Origin of the sequence: Pseudomonas helleri (assembly GCF_045830615.1) — a bacterium.
Taxonomy (GTDB): domain Bacteria; phylum Pseudomonadota; class Gammaproteobacteria; order Pseudomonadales; family Pseudomonadaceae; genus Aquipseudomonas; species Aquipseudomonas helleri.
Window position 1 is genome coordinate 311,492 of the sequence record NZ_CP174501.1, and the last position, 18,750, is coordinate 330,241.

15 protein-coding genes are annotated in these 18,750 nt (G+C 59.1%); 4 read left to right on the top strand and 11 right to left on the bottom strand.

Annotated elements, in window-relative coordinates; translation table 11 throughout:
• Window positions 1-10: 10 nt before the first annotated feature.
• From ACJJU9_RS01470 to betI, 5 genes are all read right to left on the bottom strand, one after another.
• Window positions 11-1,348, bottom strand: a complete 1,338-nt coding sequence (locus ACJJU9_RS01470) for a TldD/PmbA family protein (protein ID WP_407729906.1) — start codon at window positions 1,346-1,348, stop codon at window positions 11-13.
• On the bottom strand, window positions 1,348-2,790 hold the full coding sequence (locus tag ACJJU9_RS01475; RefSeq protein ID WP_407729907.1) for a TldD/PmbA family protein: 1,443 nt from the start codon (window positions 2,788-2,790) through the stop codon (window positions 1,348-1,350). Before ACJJU9_RS01475 ends, ACJJU9_RS01470 begins: the two co-directional genes overlap by 1 nt.
• A gap of 200 nt (window positions 2,791-2,990) precedes the next feature.
• Window positions 2,991-4,694: a choline dehydrogenase gene (gene betA, locus ACJJU9_RS01480; protein WP_407729908.1), complete on the bottom strand. Its 1,704-nt coding sequence runs from the start codon at window positions 4,692-4,694 to the stop codon at window positions 2,991-2,993.
• Window positions 4,695-4,820: 126 nt separating this feature from the next.
• Window positions 4,821-6,293, bottom strand: coding sequence for a betaine-aldehyde dehydrogenase (betB, locus tag ACJJU9_RS01485; RefSeq protein WP_407729909.1), 1,473 nt, complete (start codon window positions 6,291-6,293; stop codon window positions 4,821-4,823).
• A gap of 110 nt (window positions 6,294-6,403) precedes the next feature.
• On the bottom strand, window positions 6,404-6,997 hold the full coding sequence (gene betI, locus ACJJU9_RS01490; protein ID WP_048373954.1) for a transcriptional regulator BetI: 594 nt from the start codon (window positions 6,995-6,997) through the stop codon (window positions 6,404-6,406).
• 442 nt (window positions 6,998-7,439) lie between these two features.
• Here betI and ACJJU9_RS01495 point away from each other — a divergent pair, with 442 nt between their 5' ends.
• Window positions 7,440-9,377 (top strand): BCCT family transporter, encoded by a 1,938-nt coding sequence (locus ACJJU9_RS01495; RefSeq protein ID WP_407730939.1) that lies wholly within the window; start codon window positions 7,440-7,442, stop codon window positions 9,375-9,377.
• Between the two features lie 94 nt (window positions 9,378-9,471).
• Here the strand turns inward: ACJJU9_RS01495 and choV are convergent, their stop codons facing one another.
• From choV to ACJJU9_RS01510, 3 genes are all read right to left on the bottom strand, one after another.
• Entirely contained in the window at window positions 9,472-10,650 is a 1,179-nt protein-coding gene (gene choV, locus ACJJU9_RS01500) for a choline ABC transporter ATP-binding protein (RefSeq protein WP_407729910.1), read from the bottom strand.
• Entirely contained in the window at window positions 10,647-11,492 is an 846-nt protein-coding gene (choW, locus tag ACJJU9_RS01505) for a choline ABC transporter permease subunit (RefSeq protein ID WP_048373962.1), read from the bottom strand. The genes choV and choW overlap by 4 nt, the downstream gene beginning before the upstream one ends.
• 68 nt (window positions 11,493-11,560) lie before the next feature.
• Entirely contained in the window at window positions 11,561-12,508 is a 948-nt protein-coding gene (locus ACJJU9_RS01510; RefSeq protein WP_048385000.1) for a choline ABC transporter substrate-binding protein, read from the bottom strand.
• 332 nt (window positions 12,509-12,840) lie between these two features.
• Between ACJJU9_RS01510 and ACJJU9_RS01515 the strand changes: the two genes are divergently transcribed.
• Window positions 12,841-14,217: an L-serine ammonia-lyase gene (locus tag ACJJU9_RS01515; protein WP_407729911.1), complete on the top strand. Its 1,377-nt coding sequence runs from the start codon at window positions 12,841-12,843 to the stop codon at window positions 14,215-14,217.
• Between the two features lie 57 nt (window positions 14,218-14,274).
• Here ACJJU9_RS01515 and ACJJU9_RS01520 read toward each other — a convergent pair whose 3' ends face one another.
• Window positions 14,275-14,622, bottom strand: a complete 348-nt coding sequence (locus tag ACJJU9_RS01520; protein ID WP_048384996.1) for a DUF6124 family protein — start codon at window positions 14,620-14,622, stop codon at window positions 14,275-14,277.
• 515 nt (window positions 14,623-15,137) lie between these two features.
• On the opposite strand from ACJJU9_RS01520, the gene ACJJU9_RS01525 reads away from it, so the two are divergent.
• Window positions 15,138-16,181 (top strand): RHS repeat-associated core domain-containing protein, encoded by a 1,044-nt coding sequence (locus ACJJU9_RS01525; RefSeq protein WP_407729912.1) that lies wholly within the window; start codon window positions 15,138-15,140, stop codon window positions 16,179-16,181.
• Window positions 16,182-16,625: 444 nt separating this feature from the next.
• Window positions 16,626-17,729 (top strand): GlxA family transcriptional regulator, encoded by a 1,104-nt coding sequence (locus ACJJU9_RS01530; protein ID WP_048372364.1) that lies wholly within the window; start codon window positions 16,626-16,628, stop codon window positions 17,727-17,729.
• Between the two features lie 89 nt (window positions 17,730-17,818).
• On the opposite strand, the gene ACJJU9_RS01535 is transcribed toward ACJJU9_RS01530, so the two are convergent.
• A complete protein-coding gene (locus ACJJU9_RS01535) occupies window positions 17,819-18,073 on the bottom strand; it encodes a hypothetical protein (protein ID WP_048384993.1) in 255 nt (84 codons plus the stop codon).
• Window positions 18,074-18,320: 247 nt separating this feature from the next.
• On the bottom strand, window positions 18,321-18,737 hold the full coding sequence (locus ACJJU9_RS01540) for a DUF3010 family protein (protein ID WP_048372361.1): 417 nt from the start codon (window positions 18,735-18,737) through the stop codon (window positions 18,321-18,323).
• Between the last annotated feature and the right edge of the window lie 13 nt (window positions 18,738-18,750).

An 18,750-nucleotide genomic window follows, 5' to 3' on the forward strand; every position in this document is an offset into this window, starting at 1 on the left:
TACAGAGTATTTACAACGTGAGCGTGAGTTTTTTGACCACTGCACCCGGCAATAGATTCGATGCAGTCTGGCGCTGGTCGTAGGTGCTGGCCGAGACCAGCAGCTCCCGCTCTGCCGTCAGTGCTTCTAGCTGCGAACCCAGCAGGCTGTACACGCTGTCATCAAACCGCATGGTGTTGACCGGGGCCTTGATCTCGCCGTCTTCGACCCAGAACGTGGCGAACCGGGTCATGCCGGTCAGGCGTGCTGCTGGTTGATCAGAGTAGTTCAAGTACCACAGGTTGCTGATGTACAGCCCGGTGCCCAACTGCTTGAGGATGTCGGCCTGCGCCAGTTGCCCGGCCGCCATCGCCAGTGCGCTGGGTGCTTCGCTGCCCGGCGCGCCGTTGATCTTGAGGCCGTATTCGGCCGCGCTGCGCGAACTCACCAGTTGCTCGGCGGCCTTGCCGTGTTTGACCAGCGACAAGTCCTGACGCGGGTAGCCCTCGCCGGAAAACGCCGGGCTTAACGACTGGCTCACGTGTTCGTCCAGCGACACCAGCGGGCTCAGCTCGGCATCACCGCCATAGAGCTTTTGCAGCGGGCTGTATTTGCTGGCCAGCGCCTGCGCCGAAAACCCGCCCCAGCAGAGCATGCTCATGACTTCTTCCAGTGCCGCCGGGGCCAGGTAAGCGCGGTACTCACCCGGCGCCAGCACGTGGGCCGGGCGGTCGAGAAACGCCAATTGCTCACGGGCCAGTTGCATGCGCTGGGCGAAGCGCTCGCTGTCCCAATGGGCACCGGCGTAGCTGGCTTTAACCGCTTGGCCGTTGCTGTGGAACAGGCTCCAGTCAAAGTTGAAGCTGTTGGCCTCATGCCAGCCCAGCGCGCCTTGCGAACTGGCGTAGCCGTAGCTGATCGGGCCGCTGGCGTAGAAGCCGACCAGATCGACCCCGTGGGCGGCGCGGCGGATTTCATCCAGCACCTGCGCCGTGTCCGGCAACGCTTCGGCCTGCTCGGTGTGGCTGTGCCACGGCTCGGGGTTGAGCAGCAGGTACGGGTCTACCGGCAGCAGCGGCACGGTGTCGCGCAGTTGTTTCAGCGCATCGGCCACGCGTTGTTGGTCAACCGCAGGCTCACCGGCCAGGGTCACGTTGACGCTGGCATGGCGGCCTTCGTTGATCAGCTTGAGGCTAAGGCTGGCCTGCTGCACCACACCGGCCTGGCGCACTTTGCCCTTATTGAAGCGAATAAATTCCGAGGTTTCGGCGTTGTAGCCCACGGTGAACTGCTCGGGGCTGACCAGCGCCTTGCGCAGCCACGCCACCAACCCTTCGAACTGCTCGGCCTGACTCATTGGCGTACCCATCAGGCATCCCCTCCAAACACATCAATTTGACTGAACACACAGGCCGGGGACGCGTGCCCCACGCGGATCACCTGGTTGGGTTCACCTTTGCCGCAGTTGGGCGTGCCCAGCACTTTAAAGGTGCTGGCGTCGCCCACGGCGCTGAGGTTGCGCCAGAACTGCTCGGAAATACCCCGGTAGTTGGGGTTTTTCACCACACCTTTGAGTTCGCCATTTTCGATCAACTGGCCCCATTCGCAGCCGAACTGGAACTTGTTGCGGGCATCGTCAATCGACCACGAGCGGTTGTTGGCCATCAAAATGCCGTGCTCGATGCCGCCAATCAACTGCGCCATGGACTGATCGTCCGGCTCGATATTGAGGTTGGCCATGCGGTCAATCGGGGCGCGGTTCCAGCTGCACGCGCGGCTGTTGGCCACGCCTTCGAGGCCTGCGCGGAACTGCGACAGCGCGCCGCCCAGCGGGCGCAGGAGCAGACCTTCGCGGATCAAGAATTCTTTGCTCGCGGGGGTTCCGTCATCGTCAAAGCTGTAACTGGCGAGCTGCTCGGGAATCGTCGGGTCGAATGTCACGTTGAGCAGTTTGGAGCCGTATTGCAGGCTGCCGAAGTCGCTGGTTTTGACGAAGCTGGTGCCGGCGTAATTGCGCTCGTCGCCCAAGATCCGGTCCAGCTCCAGCGGGTGGCCGATGGACTCGTGGATCTGCAGGATCATCTGGTCGGGCATCAGCAGCAGGTCGCGGGTGCCTTGCGGGGTGTTGGGAGCGAGCAGCAATTGCAGCGCCTGGTCGGCCACCGTGGGGCCTGCGCCGATCAGCCCGCAGCGGCTGATCACATCGGCGCCGCCTTGCTGGCCAAAATTATCGCGGCCCAGGGTGCGGCTTTGGCTGTCTTGGCCGTCGTAGGCGGTCACGCTCATGCCGGGGAAGACAAAGCGTTGCGCCTGGCGCAGCTCGGCGCCTGCACTGTTGAGGTAGATCTGCTCGACGTGGGTCAGCCCCAGCGAGGCGACCCAACTGACCAGTCGCTCGTCCTTGGGCACGGCGGCCGACTCGGCGCCTAGCAGCGCATAGCAGTCGCTCAGGGACGGGAACGCCTGATCGAGATCGGGCGAGCAGTAATCAGACTTGGCGTTGGACACCGGCTCATGGCTCAGGTCGAGCAGCGCGTGGTCGGCGATCAGCCGGGCCTGGGCTTCGGCACGTTCCAGCGCAGCTTGCAGCCCCGCCTGGGATAAATCGTTGGTGGCCGCGTAGGCTTCCACGCCCTTGAGCCGGACGGTCAGCATCGCCCCTTGATCGTGGTTGAAATAAGGCGGTTCTGCGACGTTTTTGCGTACCGACAGGTATTGCCCGGATTCACGTACATAACGCAGCGAAAAGAACTCGGCTCGGGTACGCAGGGCGGCGAAGCGCTGCTTGAGCTGAGGGTAAAAATCGAACATGCACGGACCTCCGAAAGCGGGAAATCGGGTGTACAGCGGGGAGTGAGACGCGAAACGAGGCCCTAGAGTAGGCCTGCGTAGAGGTGGGGGCAAGCGGGGGAGAATGAAACGTCATGGATCTGTAGGAGCGAGCTTGTCTCGCGATCTTTTAAACGATCAAAAGATCGCGAGGCAAGCTCGCTCCTACAGTTATTGCGGTGTTACTGCGCGGTACGGCTCACTTCGCGCAGGGGCTTGCCACGCACCGGGGCATCGCCTGCGACGTAGTAGTCGGCGGTGCTGCGCGGCAATGGCTGGCGGCCACGGATCTTGTCGGCGATTTTCTCGGCGATCATGATCGTCGGCGCGTTCAGGTTACCGGTGGTGATCAACGGCATGATCGAGGCATCGACCACACGCAGGCCTTGCAGGCCATGCACGCGACCTTCGCCATCAACCACGGCCATCTCGTCGGTACCCATTTTGCACGAGCAGGACGGGTGGAAGGCCGTTTCGGCGTGTTCACGGATAAACGTGTCCAGCTCTTCGTCGGTCTGCTTGTCGATGCCCGGGCTGATTTCGCGGCCACGGTAAGCGTCCAGAGCAGGCTGCTGCATGATTTCACGGGTCAGGCGGATGCCGTCGCGGAACTCTTGCCAGTCTTGCTCGGTAGACATGTAGTTGAACAGGATGCTCGGGTATTCACGCGGGTCCTTGGACTTCACGTTGATCCGGCCACGGCTCGGCGAACGCATGGAGCCCATGTGCGCCTGGAAGCCGTGCTCTTTCACACCGTTGCTGCCGTTGTAGTTAATCGCTACCGGCAAGAAGTGGTACTGAATGTTCGGCCAGTCGAAATGCTCGCGGGTGCGGATAAAACCACCGGCTTCGAACTGGTTGCTGGCGCCAATGCCTTTGCCTGCGAACAGCCACTCGGCACCGATGGCCGGCTGGTTCCACCACAGCAGCGACGGGTACAGCGACACGGGCTGAGTGCACGCGTATTGCAGGTACAGCTCAAGGTGGTCTTGCAGGTTCTGGCCAACGCCCGGCAGGTCATGCACCACCGGGATGTCCAGGCTGTTGAGCAGTTCGGCCGGGCCTACACCCGAGCGTTGCAGCACAGTCGGCGAACCGATGGCGCCGCTGCACAGCAGGACTTCTTTGCGCGCCTTGGCTTCAATGCGCACGTGGTTGTCGCCGGTCATGTAATGCACGCCGACCGCACGCTTGCCTTCAAAGATAATCTTGTCGGTCAGGGCGTGGGTGACGATGGTCAGCGTCGGGCGCTGTTTGGCGATGTCCAGGTAACCGCGAGCGGTGCTGGCGCGACGGCCGTTTGGCGTCACGGTACGGTCCATCGGGCCGAAGCCTTCTTGCTGGTAGCCGTTCAAGTCTTCGGTGCGCGGGTAACCGGCTTGCACGCCTGCTTCAACCATGGCGTGGAACAGCACGTTGTTACCGGCTTTAGGCGTGGTCACGCTGACCGGGCCATCGCCACCGTGGTAATCGTTGGGGCCGATGTCGCGGGTTTCTGCCTTGCGGAAATACGGCAGGCAGTCCAGGTACGACCAGTCTTCCAGGCCAGGGTTTTTTGCCCAGCCGTCGTAGTCCATCGCGTTACCACGGATGTAGCACATGCCGTTGATCAGCGACGAACCGCCCAGGCCCTTGCCGCGGCCACATTCCATGCGGCGGCCGTCCATGTGCGGCTCCGGGTCGGTTTCAAACGCCCAGTTGTAGCGACGGCCTTGCAGCGGGAACGCCAGCGCGGCAGGCATTTGGGTACGGAAGTCGAAACGGTAGTCCGGGCCGCCTGCTTCAAGCAGCAGCACGGTGACGCCTTGGTCTTCAGTCAGACGGGTCGCCAGGGTGTTACCGGCAGAGCCGGCACCAATGATGATGTAGTCGAATTCTTGGGACATAAAATGCACCCTCTTTGATGTAGGTCAGATCACTGGAACCCTGTAGGAGCGAGCTAGCCTCGCGATCTTTAAAAAGATCAAAAGATCGCGAGACGAGCTCGCTCCTACAGGTATTACGTTTTGGGCTTAGAACACCGAAACGTAGTCGCCCAGCTCTACCTGTACCGATTTGATCTGGGTGTACTGAGCCAGCGAGCTGATGCCGTTTTCACGGCCAATGCCCGATTGCTTGTAACCGCCCACCGGCATTTTTGCGTCGGACTCGCCCCACGCGTTGATCCAGCAAATGCCCGCTTCCAACTGATGAATCACGCGGTGAGCGCGGTTCAGGTCTTTGGTGACGATACCGGCGGCCAGGCCAAGCTCGGTGTCGTTGGCACGGCGGATCACTTCTTCTTCGGTGTCGTACGTCAGGATGCTCATCACCGGGCCAAAGATTTCTTCTTTGACGATGGTCATCTCGTCGGTGCAGTCAGTGAACACGGTCGGAGCCACGAAGGCGCCTTTGCCCAGCGCGCCTTCGGTCAGACGTTCGCCGCCGCACAGCAAGCGGGCACCTTCTTCTTTACCCTTGGCAATGTAGCCCAGCACGCTTTCCATGTGAGCAAAGCTGACCAGCGGGCCGAAGTTGGTGTTTTCGTCTTCCGGGTTGCCGATGCGGATGCGCGCTACGCGTTCCACAATCTTGGCTTCGAAAGCGGCTTTGAGTGCAGTCGGCACGAACACGCGGGTGCCGTTGGTGCACACCTGGCCCGAGCTGTAGAAGTTGGCCATCATCGCGGTGTCAGCCGCGCGGTCCAGGTCAGCGTCGTCAAAAATGATCAGTGGCGACTTGCCGCCCAGTTCCATGGTCACTTCTTTCAAGGTGGACTGCGTGGCACTGGCGGTCACTTTCTTACCGGTTTCAACGCCGCCGGTGAACGAGATTTTCTCGATGCGCGGGTGCTCGGTCAGCCAGGTGCCGACTTCACGGCCGCTGCCGGTCAGAACGTTGAACACGCCGTCTGGCAGGCCCGCTTCGGTGAAGATCTCAGCCAGCTTCAAGGTGGTCAGCGAGGTGACTTCGCTTGGCTTGAAGATCATGGCGTTACCGGCCGCCAGGGCGGGTGCGGATTTCCACAGGGCGATCTGGATCGGGTAGTTCCAGGCGCCAATACCGGCTACAACGCCCAGCGGCTCGCGGCGGGTGTAAACGAAAGAGGTGGTGCGCAGCGGGATCTGCTCGCCTTCGATGGCGGGCGCCAGGCCTGCGTAGTATTCCAGCACGTCGGCGCCGGTGACGATGTCGACGTAACGGGTTTCGGAGTACGACTTGCCGGTGTCCAGGGTTTCCAGAGCCGCCAGTTCATCGTTGCGCTCGCGCAGGATCTCAACGGCGCGACGCAGAATGCGCGAACGCTCCATGGAGGTCATGGCGGCCCAGATTTTCTGGCCTTTTTCAGCGCTGACAACAGCGCGCTCGACGTCTTCCTTGGTCGCACGTTGCACTTGTGCGAGGACTTCGCCGTTAGCCGGGTTGATGGCATCGAAAGTAGCGTCGCTACCGGCGTCGGTGTAGCCGCCGTCGATGTAGAGTTTTTGCAATTCGAAACGGGCCATAAAATCCTCGCAAGTGCAGACAAGTGGTGGGCGTTAATCGTCAATCGGGTGCCATCTAACTGTGGCACCGCAGATTCACGACAGTTCAGGGGTTAAGCGTTAATTGAGGCCTAACTCACCTGTTTCGCCAGTTGTAGATCCATGTATTCGTAGCAGATGCGTTGTGCCTGTTCGGTGTCGAAAGCGTCACCCGACAGAGCACCCCGCAACCATAGACCATCGATGAGCGCTGCCAGGCCCCGTGCGGCGTTGCGGGCTTGAGCCTGCGGCAACACGCGACGAAATTGGCAGCACAGATTGGAGTACAAGCGGTGATCGTTGATCCGCTGCAATCTGTGCAACGACGGTTGGTGCATGCTGGCTGCCCAAAAGGCCAACCAGGTTTTCATCGCCGGGCCACTGACCTGGCTCGCGTCAAAGTTGCCTTCAACGATCACCTTCAAGTGCGCCCTTGGGCTGTCATCGTCGAGTGCTTGGCGGCGCTCGGCGACGTTATCGATCAAAACGTTCATCAGATACCGCATCGTGGCGGCGATCAGACCGTTCTTGTCCTTGAAGTAGTGACTGATGATGCCGTTTGAAACGCCCGCCAAACGGGCGATTAGCGCAATGCTGGCATCTGCCATCCCGACCTGATCGACCGCCGTCAACGTGGCTTCGATCAACTGCTGGCGGCGTATGGGTTGCATACCGACCTTGGGCATTGTGTGCATCTCCTTGGGGCCGGCGCGCAGCGCATGACAATCACTGAACGACGGCCAGTCTATTTTGTTTTGATTGAACGTTCAATCAACAAAGAATAAGATCTGCGACAATTCGTCGCGTGCTGTGGTGCTTTTCCTACAACAAGTGCCGAAAACGACACGGTAAATACCGCCGGATGCAGAGAGCCGGTAGGCGCGAGCTTGTCTCGCGATCTTTTAAAGATCAAAAGATCGCGAGACAAGCTCGCTCCTACAGGGACAGGCAGGGTCCGGTTTTTTTAGCGGTGTCTTTATATCACTCGACCGTTGGTCGCTATGTAACCGATTGATCGAGTGGTGCGTTGCCTTTAGTCCTTGTGTCGCACTTGCCTGGAGCACCCGTGCAATGAGTTCTGCCTCTCTTATAAAGACCCCGCCACAAAAGGTGACGGTCAATGGTTGGGTGTTTTACACCTCTACCGCCTTGATACTGTTGTTGACTGCCATCTTGATCGCCTTCCCTGAAGACGCCGGGCACATTCTGGGCGTTGCCCAAGAGTGGCTGTCGCGCAGCTTCGGCTGGTACTACATGGTGGTGATTGCCGCCTATCTGATTTTTGTCGTCGGCCTGGCGTTCTCGTCCTACGGCAAACTGAAACTGGGCACCAAGCAAGACAAGCCCGACTTCAGCTACGGCGCGTGGGCCGGGATGCTGTTCTCGTCGGGTATCGGCATTTCCTTGCTGTACTTCGGCGCCTCCGAGCCGCTGGACCACTTTTTCAACCCGCCAGAAGGCGTGTCGGCCAGCCATGAAGCGGCGCGTCAGGCGTTGCAACTGACCTTTTTGCACTGGGGCCTGCACGGCTGGGCGATCTACGCACTGGTGGGGTTGGCCGTGGCGTACTTTGCTTACCGCCACAACCAGCCGCTGGCGCTGCGTTCGGCGCTGTACCCGCTGATGGGCGAGCGTTGGGTTAAAGGCGCGGCGGGCCACGCTGTCGACGGCTTCGGCATGTTCGTGACCCTGCTGGGTCTGGTGACCAACCTGGGCATTGGCTCGATGCAAGTGTCGTCGGGGCTGGAAAACCTGTTCGGCATGGCGCACAGCAACACCAACCTGCTGATCGTGATCATCGTGATGAGCACCGTGGCCACCATCGCGGCGGTCTCGGGTGTTGAAAACGGCATTCGTCGGCTGTCCAACCTGAACATCATCCTGTTCAGCGGCCTGCTGATTTTCGTGCTGCTGTTTGGCCCTACCTTGCACCTGCTCAACGGCTTCGTGCAGAACGTGGGTGATTACCTCAACGGCATCATCATGAAAACCTTCGACCTGTACGTGTACGAAGGCGACAGCAAGAAAACCGAAGGCTGGCTGGGCCTGTGGACCCTGTTCTACTGGGCGTGGTGGATTTCCTGGGCGCCATTTGTGGGCATGTTCATCGCGCGTATCTCCCGTGGTCGTACCGTGCGTGAACTGGTAGCCGGCGTGCTGTTGATTCCGCTGGGCTTCACCCTGGCGTGGCTGTCGATTTTCGGTAACTCGGCACTGGACCTGGTGGTGAACCAGGGGGCGGTGGAGCTGGGCAAAACCGCCCTTGAACAACCGTCGATGGCGATTTACCAGCTGCTTGAGCATTACCCCGCGTCGAAGATCGTGATTGGTGTGTCGATTTTTGTGGGCTTCGTGTTGTTCCTGACCCCGGCGGATTCGGGCGCGGTGATGATGGCCAACCTGTCGTGCAAAGGTGGCGACGTCGACGAAGACGCGCCGCACTGGCTGCGCATTTTCTGGTCGGTGGTGATCACCCTGGTGACCATCGGTTTGCTGTTTGCCGGTAACTTTGCGGCCATGCAAACCATGGTGGTGCTGGCGGGCCTGCCGTTCTCGGTGGTGCTGGTGCTGTTTATGTTTGGCCTGCACAAAGCCATGCGCCAGGACACCCTGGTCGAACAAGAGCAAGCGGAACTGGCGGCCCGTGGTCGTCGTGGTTTCAGCGAGCGTTTGACCACCCAGGACCTGCAACCGACCCAAGCGGTGGTGCAGCGCTTTATGGACAGGCACGTGACCCCGGCACTGGAAGAAGCGGCGGCGCAATTGCGTGCTCAAGGCCTGCAAGTGCAAACCCTGTTGGGCGCCGCCAAACGCTGCATGGGCGTGCGGGTAGACATGGAAGAAGGCAACCCGTTTGTCTACGAAGTGAGCCTGGACGGCTACCTGGCCGCGCCGAGCGACTCCGGGCAAGACGAAGTGCGCAGCCGTTACTACCGGGCCGAGGTGTACCTGCACAACGGCAACCAGGAGTACGACTTGATGGGCTTCACTGACGAGCAAATCTGCCGCGACGTGCTTGACCAGTTTGAAAGCCATCGCCAGCTCCTTGGGCGCGTTTACAGCTAAGAGCCCATCACTCCTGTAGGAGCGAGCTTGTCTCGCGATCTTTTAAAAGATCAAAAGATCGCGAGACAAGCTCGCTCCTACAAGGGGTTAGTCATTAACCCAGATTCTTACCCAACAGGGCGTGGTACAACTCGGTATCACCCAGTATCCCCACCACTTTCTGATTGTCGTGCAGCACCAGTTTGTTACCGGTCTGGTAGCGAATTTGCAGCGCATCGCGCATGCCGATATTAGAGTCCACCAGCGTCGGCCCGCGGCCCAGGCTGTCGACCGATTGCCCGCTGCGCCACTGTTGTAAATCCACCACGCCCGCGCCATTGCGCACGCCTTTGATGGTGTTGCCTTCGTGCAGGTCGATCCACGAATCATCCCCCGGATCAATGCACACCGAGCCGTTGATGCGTTTGCAGTTGTCCAGCGTGCGCATCAGGCTGCGCCCGCACAACACGTTCAGCGGGTTGGTGTGCGCGACAAACGTGCGCACGTAATCATCGGCCGGGTTGAGCACGATTTCTTCCGGCTTGCTGTACTGGATGATCTTGCCGTCTTTCATGATCGCGATGCGGCTGCCCAGTTTGAGCGCCTCATCCAGGTCGTGGCTAACAAACACGATGGTCTTGCTGAGCTTGCGTTGCAGCTCCAGCAACTCGTCTTGCAGGCCCTGACGAATCAGCGGGTCAAGTGCCGAGAACGGTTCGTCCATCAGCAAAATATCGGCGTCCATCGCCAGCGCCCGCGCCAGGCCAACACGCTGCTGCATGCCGCCGCTCAACTCGTCGGGCTTTTTATTGCGCCATTGGCTCAGGCCCACCAGCTCCAGCTTTTCATCCACCAGCGCCTTGCGTTCTTTTTCAGGGCGGCCCTGCATTTCCAGGCCAAAGCTGATGTTCTCGCGCACCGTCAGCCAGGGCATCAGGGCGAACTTTTGAAAGACCATGGCGATGCGCTTGGTGCGCATCATTTTCAGCTCGGCGGGGGTACACGAGGCGATGTCGATTTGCTTGCCTTCGTGCTCCACAAACAACTGGCCACGGCTCACCGTGTTGAGGCCGTTGATACAGCGCAGCAAGCTGGATTTGCCCGAACCGGACAAGCCCATGAGCACGCAGATCTCGCCTTTGTCGATGTCCAGGCTGGCCTTTTCAACGCCGACAATCTGCCCGGTTTTTTTCAGGATTTGATCCCGCGAAAGGCCCTCATCCAGCAGCCTCAGCGCCTCACGCGGTTTTTTGGCGAAGATCACGTCAACCTTGTCGAAGCGAATAATACTCATGCGTCAGCTCCTTTTTTGGCGTCCGGCTGTTTGCAGATCCGGTCGAGCATGATCGCCAGCAACACAATCGCCAGCCCGGCTTCAAAGCCCAGCGCGATGTCAGCCGTGTTCAGGGCGTTGACCACCGGTTTGCCCAAGCCATCAGCACCCACCAGCGCGGCGATCACTACCATCGACAGCGACAGCATGATGCACTGGGTCACCCCGGCCGCGATGCTAGGCATGGCGTGGGGCAGTTCGATACGGGTGAGCAACTGGCGGCGCGAACAGCCAAACGCCTTACCGGCATCCAGCAGCTCATGGGGCACGTCACGAATGCCCAGGTAGGTGAGGCGGATCGGCGCGGCAATCGCAAACACCACGGTCGAAATCAGCCCCGGCACCACGCCCAGGCCAAACAGGGTCAGGGTAGGGATGAGGTACACAAATGTCGGCACGGTTTGCATCAAGTCCAGCACCGGGCGCATGCACGTATACACCGCCGGTTTATGCGCGGCGACAATGCCCAGCGGCACACCGATGATCACGCAGACAAAGGTGGCAAACACCACCTGCGCGAGGGTTTCCATGGTCTCTTGCCAATACCCCAGGTTGAGGATCAGCAAAAACGACAACGCAACAAAGACCGTAAGCCCCCACTTGCGTTGAATCAGGTGGGCAAACAACGCGATCAACCCGATAAACGCCAGCGGGTTGAACCAGGTCAGCGCAAACGTCACGCCATGGATCATGGCTTCGAGTGTGGTCGCAATGGCATCGAAGATATTGGCGCCATGTTTGGTCAGCCAGTCGACGAAGTCGGCGATGTACTCGCCCAAAGGGATTTTGTGATCTATCAGCATGGTATGAACGTCCGCATGCAAGTGGAGTGAAAACGGAGCCAGCGCGGCAAGCCGGCTGGCGTCCGCGATTACTTCGCGAGGCTGGCCTTGACCGCCTCAAGCCCCGGCTTGCCATCAACCGTGGTCACGCCCGCGAGCCAGGTGTCGAGCACCTGCGGGTTCTGTTTAAGCCAGGCTTTGGCAGCCACATCCGGCTTGATCTTTTCGTCCAGCACCTTGCCCATCAGCGTGCTTTCCATGTCGAGGGTGAACACCAGGTTTTTCAGCAACTGGCCAACGTTGCTGCATTCCTGTGTGTAGCCTTTGCGGGTGTTGGTGTAGATGGTGGCCTGGCCGTAGTTGGGGCCAAAAAAATCATCGCCACCGGTGAGGTACTTCATCTTGAAGCGGGTGTTCATGGGGTGCGGTTCCCAGCCCAAAAACACCACGTCGGTGCCGCGCCGCTGAGCGCGTTCGACTTGCGACAACATCCCGGCTTCGCTCGACTCAACCACCTTGAAGCCTGCGTCCTTGAGGCCAAATGCGTTCTTGTCGATCATGCTTTGAATCGTGCGATTGCCGTCGTTGCCCGGCTCGATCCCGTAGATCTTGCCGTCCAGTTCTTTCTTGAATTTAGGCAGGTCAGCGAAGTCTTTAAGGCCCTTGTCATACAGCGCCTGCGGTACGGCGAGGGTGTACTTGGCGTTTTCCAGGTTGGCGCGCACCGTTTCAACGGTGCCCGCATCGCGGTAGGCCTTGATGTCGTTTTCCATGGTGGGCATCCAGTTGCCCAAGAAGACGTCCATGTTTTTGCCATCGGCCAGGGACTTGTACGTCACCGGCACCGAAATCATGGTGGTTTTGGTTTTGTAGCCCAGTGCATCCAGTACTGCGCTGGTGACCGCCGTGGTGACCGTGATGTCGGTCCAGCCCACGTCCGAAAAATTAACCGTGCTGCACTGCGCAGGCTCGGCGGCCTGGGCGATGGCGGGCAGACTCAGTACGGCAGCCAACAGCAAAGGGTAGGAATGTTTCATGCAACGACTCCTGTGTGTCTGGGTGGCAGTTTTCGATCGAAAAGCCGCCCCCTCGGGTGATGCCGGTTGGCATCTGGCAATCGAGTCGAGACTGATCATGTAACAGCCAAAATCAAACGCCTACCGCCCGCGTCGCATCCAGTACAGGCAGGGTCGTATCTGATACCTGCGAGGTCGCATTTGGACGTTTCCTCCCAAAAAACCGCACTTTTCCCGCGTCTGATCCGCATAAAACGGCGACGGCGCTGGCAGACAATAGCGAGTCGTTGCTGGACGTTTTCAGGGGCTGAAAACCGACCATGATGCGAGCACTCATTACGAGGCTCGTCCCCATGGCTATCAGCGTGTTTGACCTGTTCAAGATCGGCATTGGCCCCTCCAGCTCCCACACCGTGGGGCCCATGCGGGCTGCTGCGCTGTTTGTGCAGGGGTTGCGCGAACGCGACCAACTGCAACAGGTGCGACGCATTGAGGTGCAGCTTTACGGTTCCCTGTCGGCCACCGGCATCGGGCATGGCAGCGACAACGCCGTGATCATGGGCCTGATGGGCGAGTGGCCAGACGCCATTGACCCGGCGCAGATTGCCCCGCGTATTGCAGAGCTGCACGACAGCCAAAGCTTGCTGCTCGATGGCTATCTGCCCATCCCGTTTGTGTGGGCGAGCGACATGCGCCTGCTCGACGAAAACCTGCCGTTTCACCCCAACGCCATGACCCTGATCGCCGAGACGGCAAACGGCGAACTGCACCGCGACACCTATTACTCGGTGGGCGGCGGCTTTGTGGTGGATGCGGCGCAAGCGGCCAGCGGCGTGATGGACATGGACCGCACCGAATTGCCCTATGACTTTGGCAGCGCTGTGGAGCTGCTTGATTTGTGCCGCGAGCATCACCTGAGCGTGGCCGCCTTGATGATGGCCAACGAACGCACCTGGCGCAGCGAGGATGAAATTCGCTGTGGCTTGATCAAACTCTGGCGCGCCATGCAGGACTGCGTCGAGCATGGCTTGAAACACGAAGGCATCCTGCCCGGCGGCTTAAACGTACGCCGCCGCGCCGCCCGCTTGCACCGCAGCTTGCAGGAACTGGGCAAGCCCAACGTGATCGGCTCAACCTTGAGCGCCATGGAATGGGTCAACCTGTTCGCCCTGGCGGTCAACGAAGAAAACGCCGCAGGCGGGCGCATGGTCACGGCGCCTACCAACGGTGCGGCGGGCATCATCCCGGCGGTGTTGCACTACTTTATGAAGTTCAGCGACGAGGTCAGCGAAGCCAACGTCGTCGACTACTTATTAAGCGCGGCGGCGATTGGCATTTTGTGCAAAAAGAACGCCTCGATTTCGGGCGCCGAAGTGGGCTGTCAGGGCGAGGTCGGTTCGGCCTGCGCCATGGCCGCGGCCGGGCTGGCGCAAATCCTCGGGGCCAGCCCCGAGCAACTGTGCAACGCCGCTGAAATTGGTTTGGAACACAACTTGGGCCTCACCTGCGACCCGGTGGGCGGGCTGGTGCAAGTGCCGTGTATCGAGCGCAACGCCATTGCGGCGGTCAAAGCCATCAACGCCGCGCAAATGGCCCTGCGCGGGGACGGTCAGCACTTTATTTCACTGGACCGGGTGATCCGCACCATGCGCGACACCGGCGCCGACATGCACGACAAATACAAAGAAACCTCACGCGGCGGCCTGGCCGTGAGTGCCGTGGAGTGTTGAGTGTGCCTTGCGATATTTTCAAATTGACGCGCCTGCTTGCACTCAGGCGCGTGCCGTTTAGTGCGTGACCAGACGGTCCAGCGATGTATCGACAAAGGTCTTGGCCAGCTCCGCCAAGTGCCCGATGGACAGCACCACATCGCGCTGATTGCCGCTCAAACCATTCCCCGCCTCACTCGCCGAAGCAACCATACAGCGCAACAAGTCTGACGCCTGGGCCAAAGCCGCTTCTAAATTGACGCTGCCGGGTATGGCATACATGGCCTGATCCATGTGCCGTGGAGGCTTATGGTTGTGCAGGTAGTAATCAAGAGCGCGATCGGCCGCCGCACGGTCCAGTAACTGTGACGTGCGCTCAACGGCATCGGGGGATGTGACAGGTGGATCGGGTGTCAGTTTTTTCATGGTTACAGCTCCAACCTCGTTAAGGGAACTGACACCTGCCGCTACTAAACGAGTGGGTGGCAGCCGTACGCAGGTTAGTAGACCGGTGAGCTTGGAAACCGGCGCACCCTAAGGTGCCCTGCGCACGGCCACCATAAAGCTGCGGCCGAAAAAAAGCCTCACTCAGGTGGCGCCTTGCGCCTTGCTCACAAACTGGGCTACTAAACCCGACCGCTGTTTTTGGCAGCGATGGCCGAGACTATGCCCCGAATGGAGTGGGCGCAAGCGAACGGGATTTTCTCGGAAGTGTCCTTGGATTGAAAGCGAAACGTCGTACGAAACGGCTGATTTTCACGGTTCCAACACGCGTGGTTGAGCCTGTAGGAGCGAGCTTGCCTCGCGATCTTTTAACGATCAAAAGATCGCGAGGCAAGCTCGCTCCTACAAGGGCTGCACCTAGCAGATCTGCCAGTAGGCAGCCGCGCAGCGCCAGTGCAAGCTGAGGGCTCGTACTTATACACGGCGAGCGTACTCACATGCCCACAGTCCTCTATACCTACGACCCGCTGGACCGCTTGATCCAGACGGCGGGTATTCGGCGCTTTTACAACAGCTCGCGCATGACCACCGAGATTCAGGGCGCGGTGCAGCGCAGTGTGTTTCAGGTGGGCGATCACGTGTTGGCCGAGGGCGGGGCGGGTGGCAGCAACCTGCTGGCCACCGATTTGCAACGCTCGGTGTTGCACACGGTTAACCCCGATAAAACCCAACCCATGGCTTACAACGTGTATGGCCATCGCCCGGCTGAAAGCGGCGTGGCCAGTGTGCTGGGCTTTAATGGCGAACGCGCTGACCCGATGACGGGGCATTATTTACTGGGCAATGGCTATCGGGCGTTTAACCCGGTATTGATGCGTTTTAACAGCCCGGACAGTTGGAGCCCGTTTGGGAATGGTGGAATTAATTGTTATGGGTATTGTGGTGGGGATTCAGTTAATCGAGTTGACTCGAGTGGGCATTTTTTTCTGGCTGCGTTGCGAAAAGCAGCAGACAGTTTTTGGGAGTTTTACCGTGCGCCTACAGGTATGCATATAAAAGCGACGTCTAATTATATAAAGCTGAATTCAGACATTTATGTGTATGAACAATTATCAAAAAAAGGTCAGCGTAAAATTGTTTTCGACGCGCATGGTGATTTTGAAAATGGGGCGCTGAAAGTTGGGTCACAAGACAGTCCCGTCAGCCCTGATAAATTAATAAATTTAGCGAGGGAAGGAGGCATTGATTTCGGAAAATACGATGCAGTCAAATTAATGATCTGCCACAGTGCAGAGGCAAATTTTGCCCAGCAAGTCTCTAACTTGACAGGGCTTAAAACAAAGGCTTTTAAAGGGACTGCAGCAGCAGTGTTTCCCGGATTTTTAGTCCCCAATATGGAAGTGGGTAAGATTTATCAGCCAATGATTAGTATGCGGACTCTGCGCAATACCGGGATTTTTAAATATTTTCCGAGTTCGCAGAGAAATTACAACCCAGTCATATTTTTCCCCGAAAACCATAGTGCTATCAGGCGTAACTGACAGTGCAACATGCGTGGTTGAGCCTGTAGGAGCGAGCTTGCCTCGCGATCTTTTAACGATCAAAAGATCGCGAGGCAAGCTCGCTCCTACAGAGGTTTAGACAGTAGGCAGCCTGCCCGGTTACAGCGCACCGCGCCCTCTTTAAGCGCACATCCCCACCTGCACCTTTGGTGACACGGTGCGTTCCTACGTGTTTCCCACAAGTGCTACCGATTTGCTCAACACGGCTCTGCGCCCTGCGCTACGTCTGTTTAGACGGTGTTTAGAGCCGTGTTCGGCACCTCCCACCTAGACGCATTGCGACGTCGTTTTCAGATTTTATTGAATACCTATTCAAGTTTAGGCGCGGCATTTGCATTGTCATGGCAAAGCCCCCGTAAACGGTGGGTCATAACAAGAGCCTGCGCCTGGGGCCATCACCCGCTTTGTGTGAGGAGATACCGCATGACGTCGTTCAACTCCGGGGCCCAACCCCAGAACCGTACGCCTCAATCCATCGGCTTTCTGCTGCTGGATAATTTCACACTTATTTCTTTGGCGTCTGCGATTGAGCCCCTGCGCATGGCCAATCAGTTGTCGGGCCGCGAGTTGTATCGCTGGAGCACCTTAAGCGCTGACGGTAGCCAGGTGTGGGCCAGTGATGGTTTGCAAATTACCCCCGACGCCAGCATGCACAAGGCGCCGGCGCTGGACATGGTGATTGTGTGCGGCGGTATCGGCATTCAACGCACTGTGACCCGCGAACACGTGTCTTGGCTGCAAAGCCAGGCGCGCCAATCGCGCCGTTTGGGTGCGGTGTGCACCGGCAGTTGGGCGCTGGCGTATGCCGGGCTGCTGGACGGTTTTGATTGCAGCGTGCATTGGGAATGTCTGGCCTCGATGCAGGAAGCCTTCCCTCGGGTGTCCATGAGCACCCGTTTGTTTACCCTGGATCGCAGCCGCTCTACCAGCTCGGGTGGCACGGCGCCGATGGACATGATGCTGCATTTAATCAGCCGCGATCATGGCCGCGAATTGTCGGCCGCCATTTCGGAAATGTTTGTGTACGAGCGCATTCGTAACGAACAGGACCATCAGCGTGTGCCGCTCAAGCACATGCTGGGCACCAATCAGCCGAAGTTGCAGGAAATCGTTGCGTTGATGGAAGCCAACCTTGAGGAGCCCATCGACCTCGATGAGCTGGCGGTGTATGTGACCGTGTCGCGTCGCCAGCTGGAGCGGCTGTTCCAGAAGTACTTGCACTGCTCGCCGTCGCGGTACTACCTCAAGCTGCGCCTGGTGCGTGCGCGCCAGTTGCTCAAACAAACGCCGATGTCGATTATCGAAGTGGCGGCGGTGTGCGGGTTTGTCTCGACGCCGCATTTCTCCAAGTGTTACCGCGAGTACTTTGGCATCCCGCCGCGTGATGAGCGTGTGGGCTCCAATACTGCGCAGCAAACCACCTTGGTGCCGATCCCGCAGTCCCTGCTGCTGAGCCCGCTGGCCGGGCCGATGGCATCGCTGCATCAGGCGCGGCACGAGTCGACGTTTGCCAGTGTGAGGGTGTAGTCAAAGCCTCTGTAGGAGCGAGCTTGTCTCGCGATCTTTTAACGGTTCAAAAGATCGCGAGGCAAGCTCGCTCCTACAGGGGGTTACGCTCACACCCGGCTTTGCTTGTATTGCACCAGCCCCGGCAGCAATTGCTGGTCGATGGCCTGGCGCACGGCGGGCAAGATGGTTGCGCTGCCGGTGTAGAGCTTTTCTACCAGGCCCTTGAGTGCGCGCGCGTTGGTCTCGTTCAGGCCGCACACCACCGCAGAGCAGGCTTGCTCGGCGTTACCCGACACGTCAAAGCCCAGCGAGCGCAGTTGGCTCAGCAGGTCCTGCTCATCAATCAAGTCTGCGTGCATCATGCTTTTTATCCTTTCACAGAGAGGCGATCGAAGCTTGATTCTGGTAGGGCTTCCACGAACGGGCAAGCGAGGTTTGGCGGGATGTCTGGTATGCCTAAGAACAGGTCGTTTTTGGCTAAGTGCCAAGGCGCGGGGCCGGGCAGACTGGGCTCAGTAACACTGCCTGAGGTTTGGTCACCGTCACGGCACGTACACCCTTGGCCCCGGCACTGTAACGGCAGTTTCGGGGCTTTTTTGTGCAGGGCATTCAGCCCTTGAGCAGTGCTGCGCAGGCGGTTTTGTAGGCGTCGTGCTGGTATTTGTTAAGCGAGGCTGGCAGCTCATACGCGTGCTTTTTAAATTGCGCGTTGAGGGTTTGCGGCGACAGTAACTGCACCTCGCAGCCCTCCAGCAATTGCAGGATGCCTTCGATTTTGAAGGTGGTGGGGCCACCGGCAAACTCGCCTTTTTTGCTGCGCTTTTTGATCGCGATGCGGGTGATGGCGTTGGCCTTCACGCAGTCGGCCAGTTGGGCGGCGAAGGCTTTGACGCTGGCGGCGTTTTCATCGTCGTCCAGGGCAATTTTTTTAGTGCTGATGGCCACGTGCTCAAGGCCGCCAGCGCCCTGGGTGGCCAGGGCAAAAATGGCTTCACTGCCTTTGATTTCAATCCCGCAAATAGTCATACGCGCCTCATGG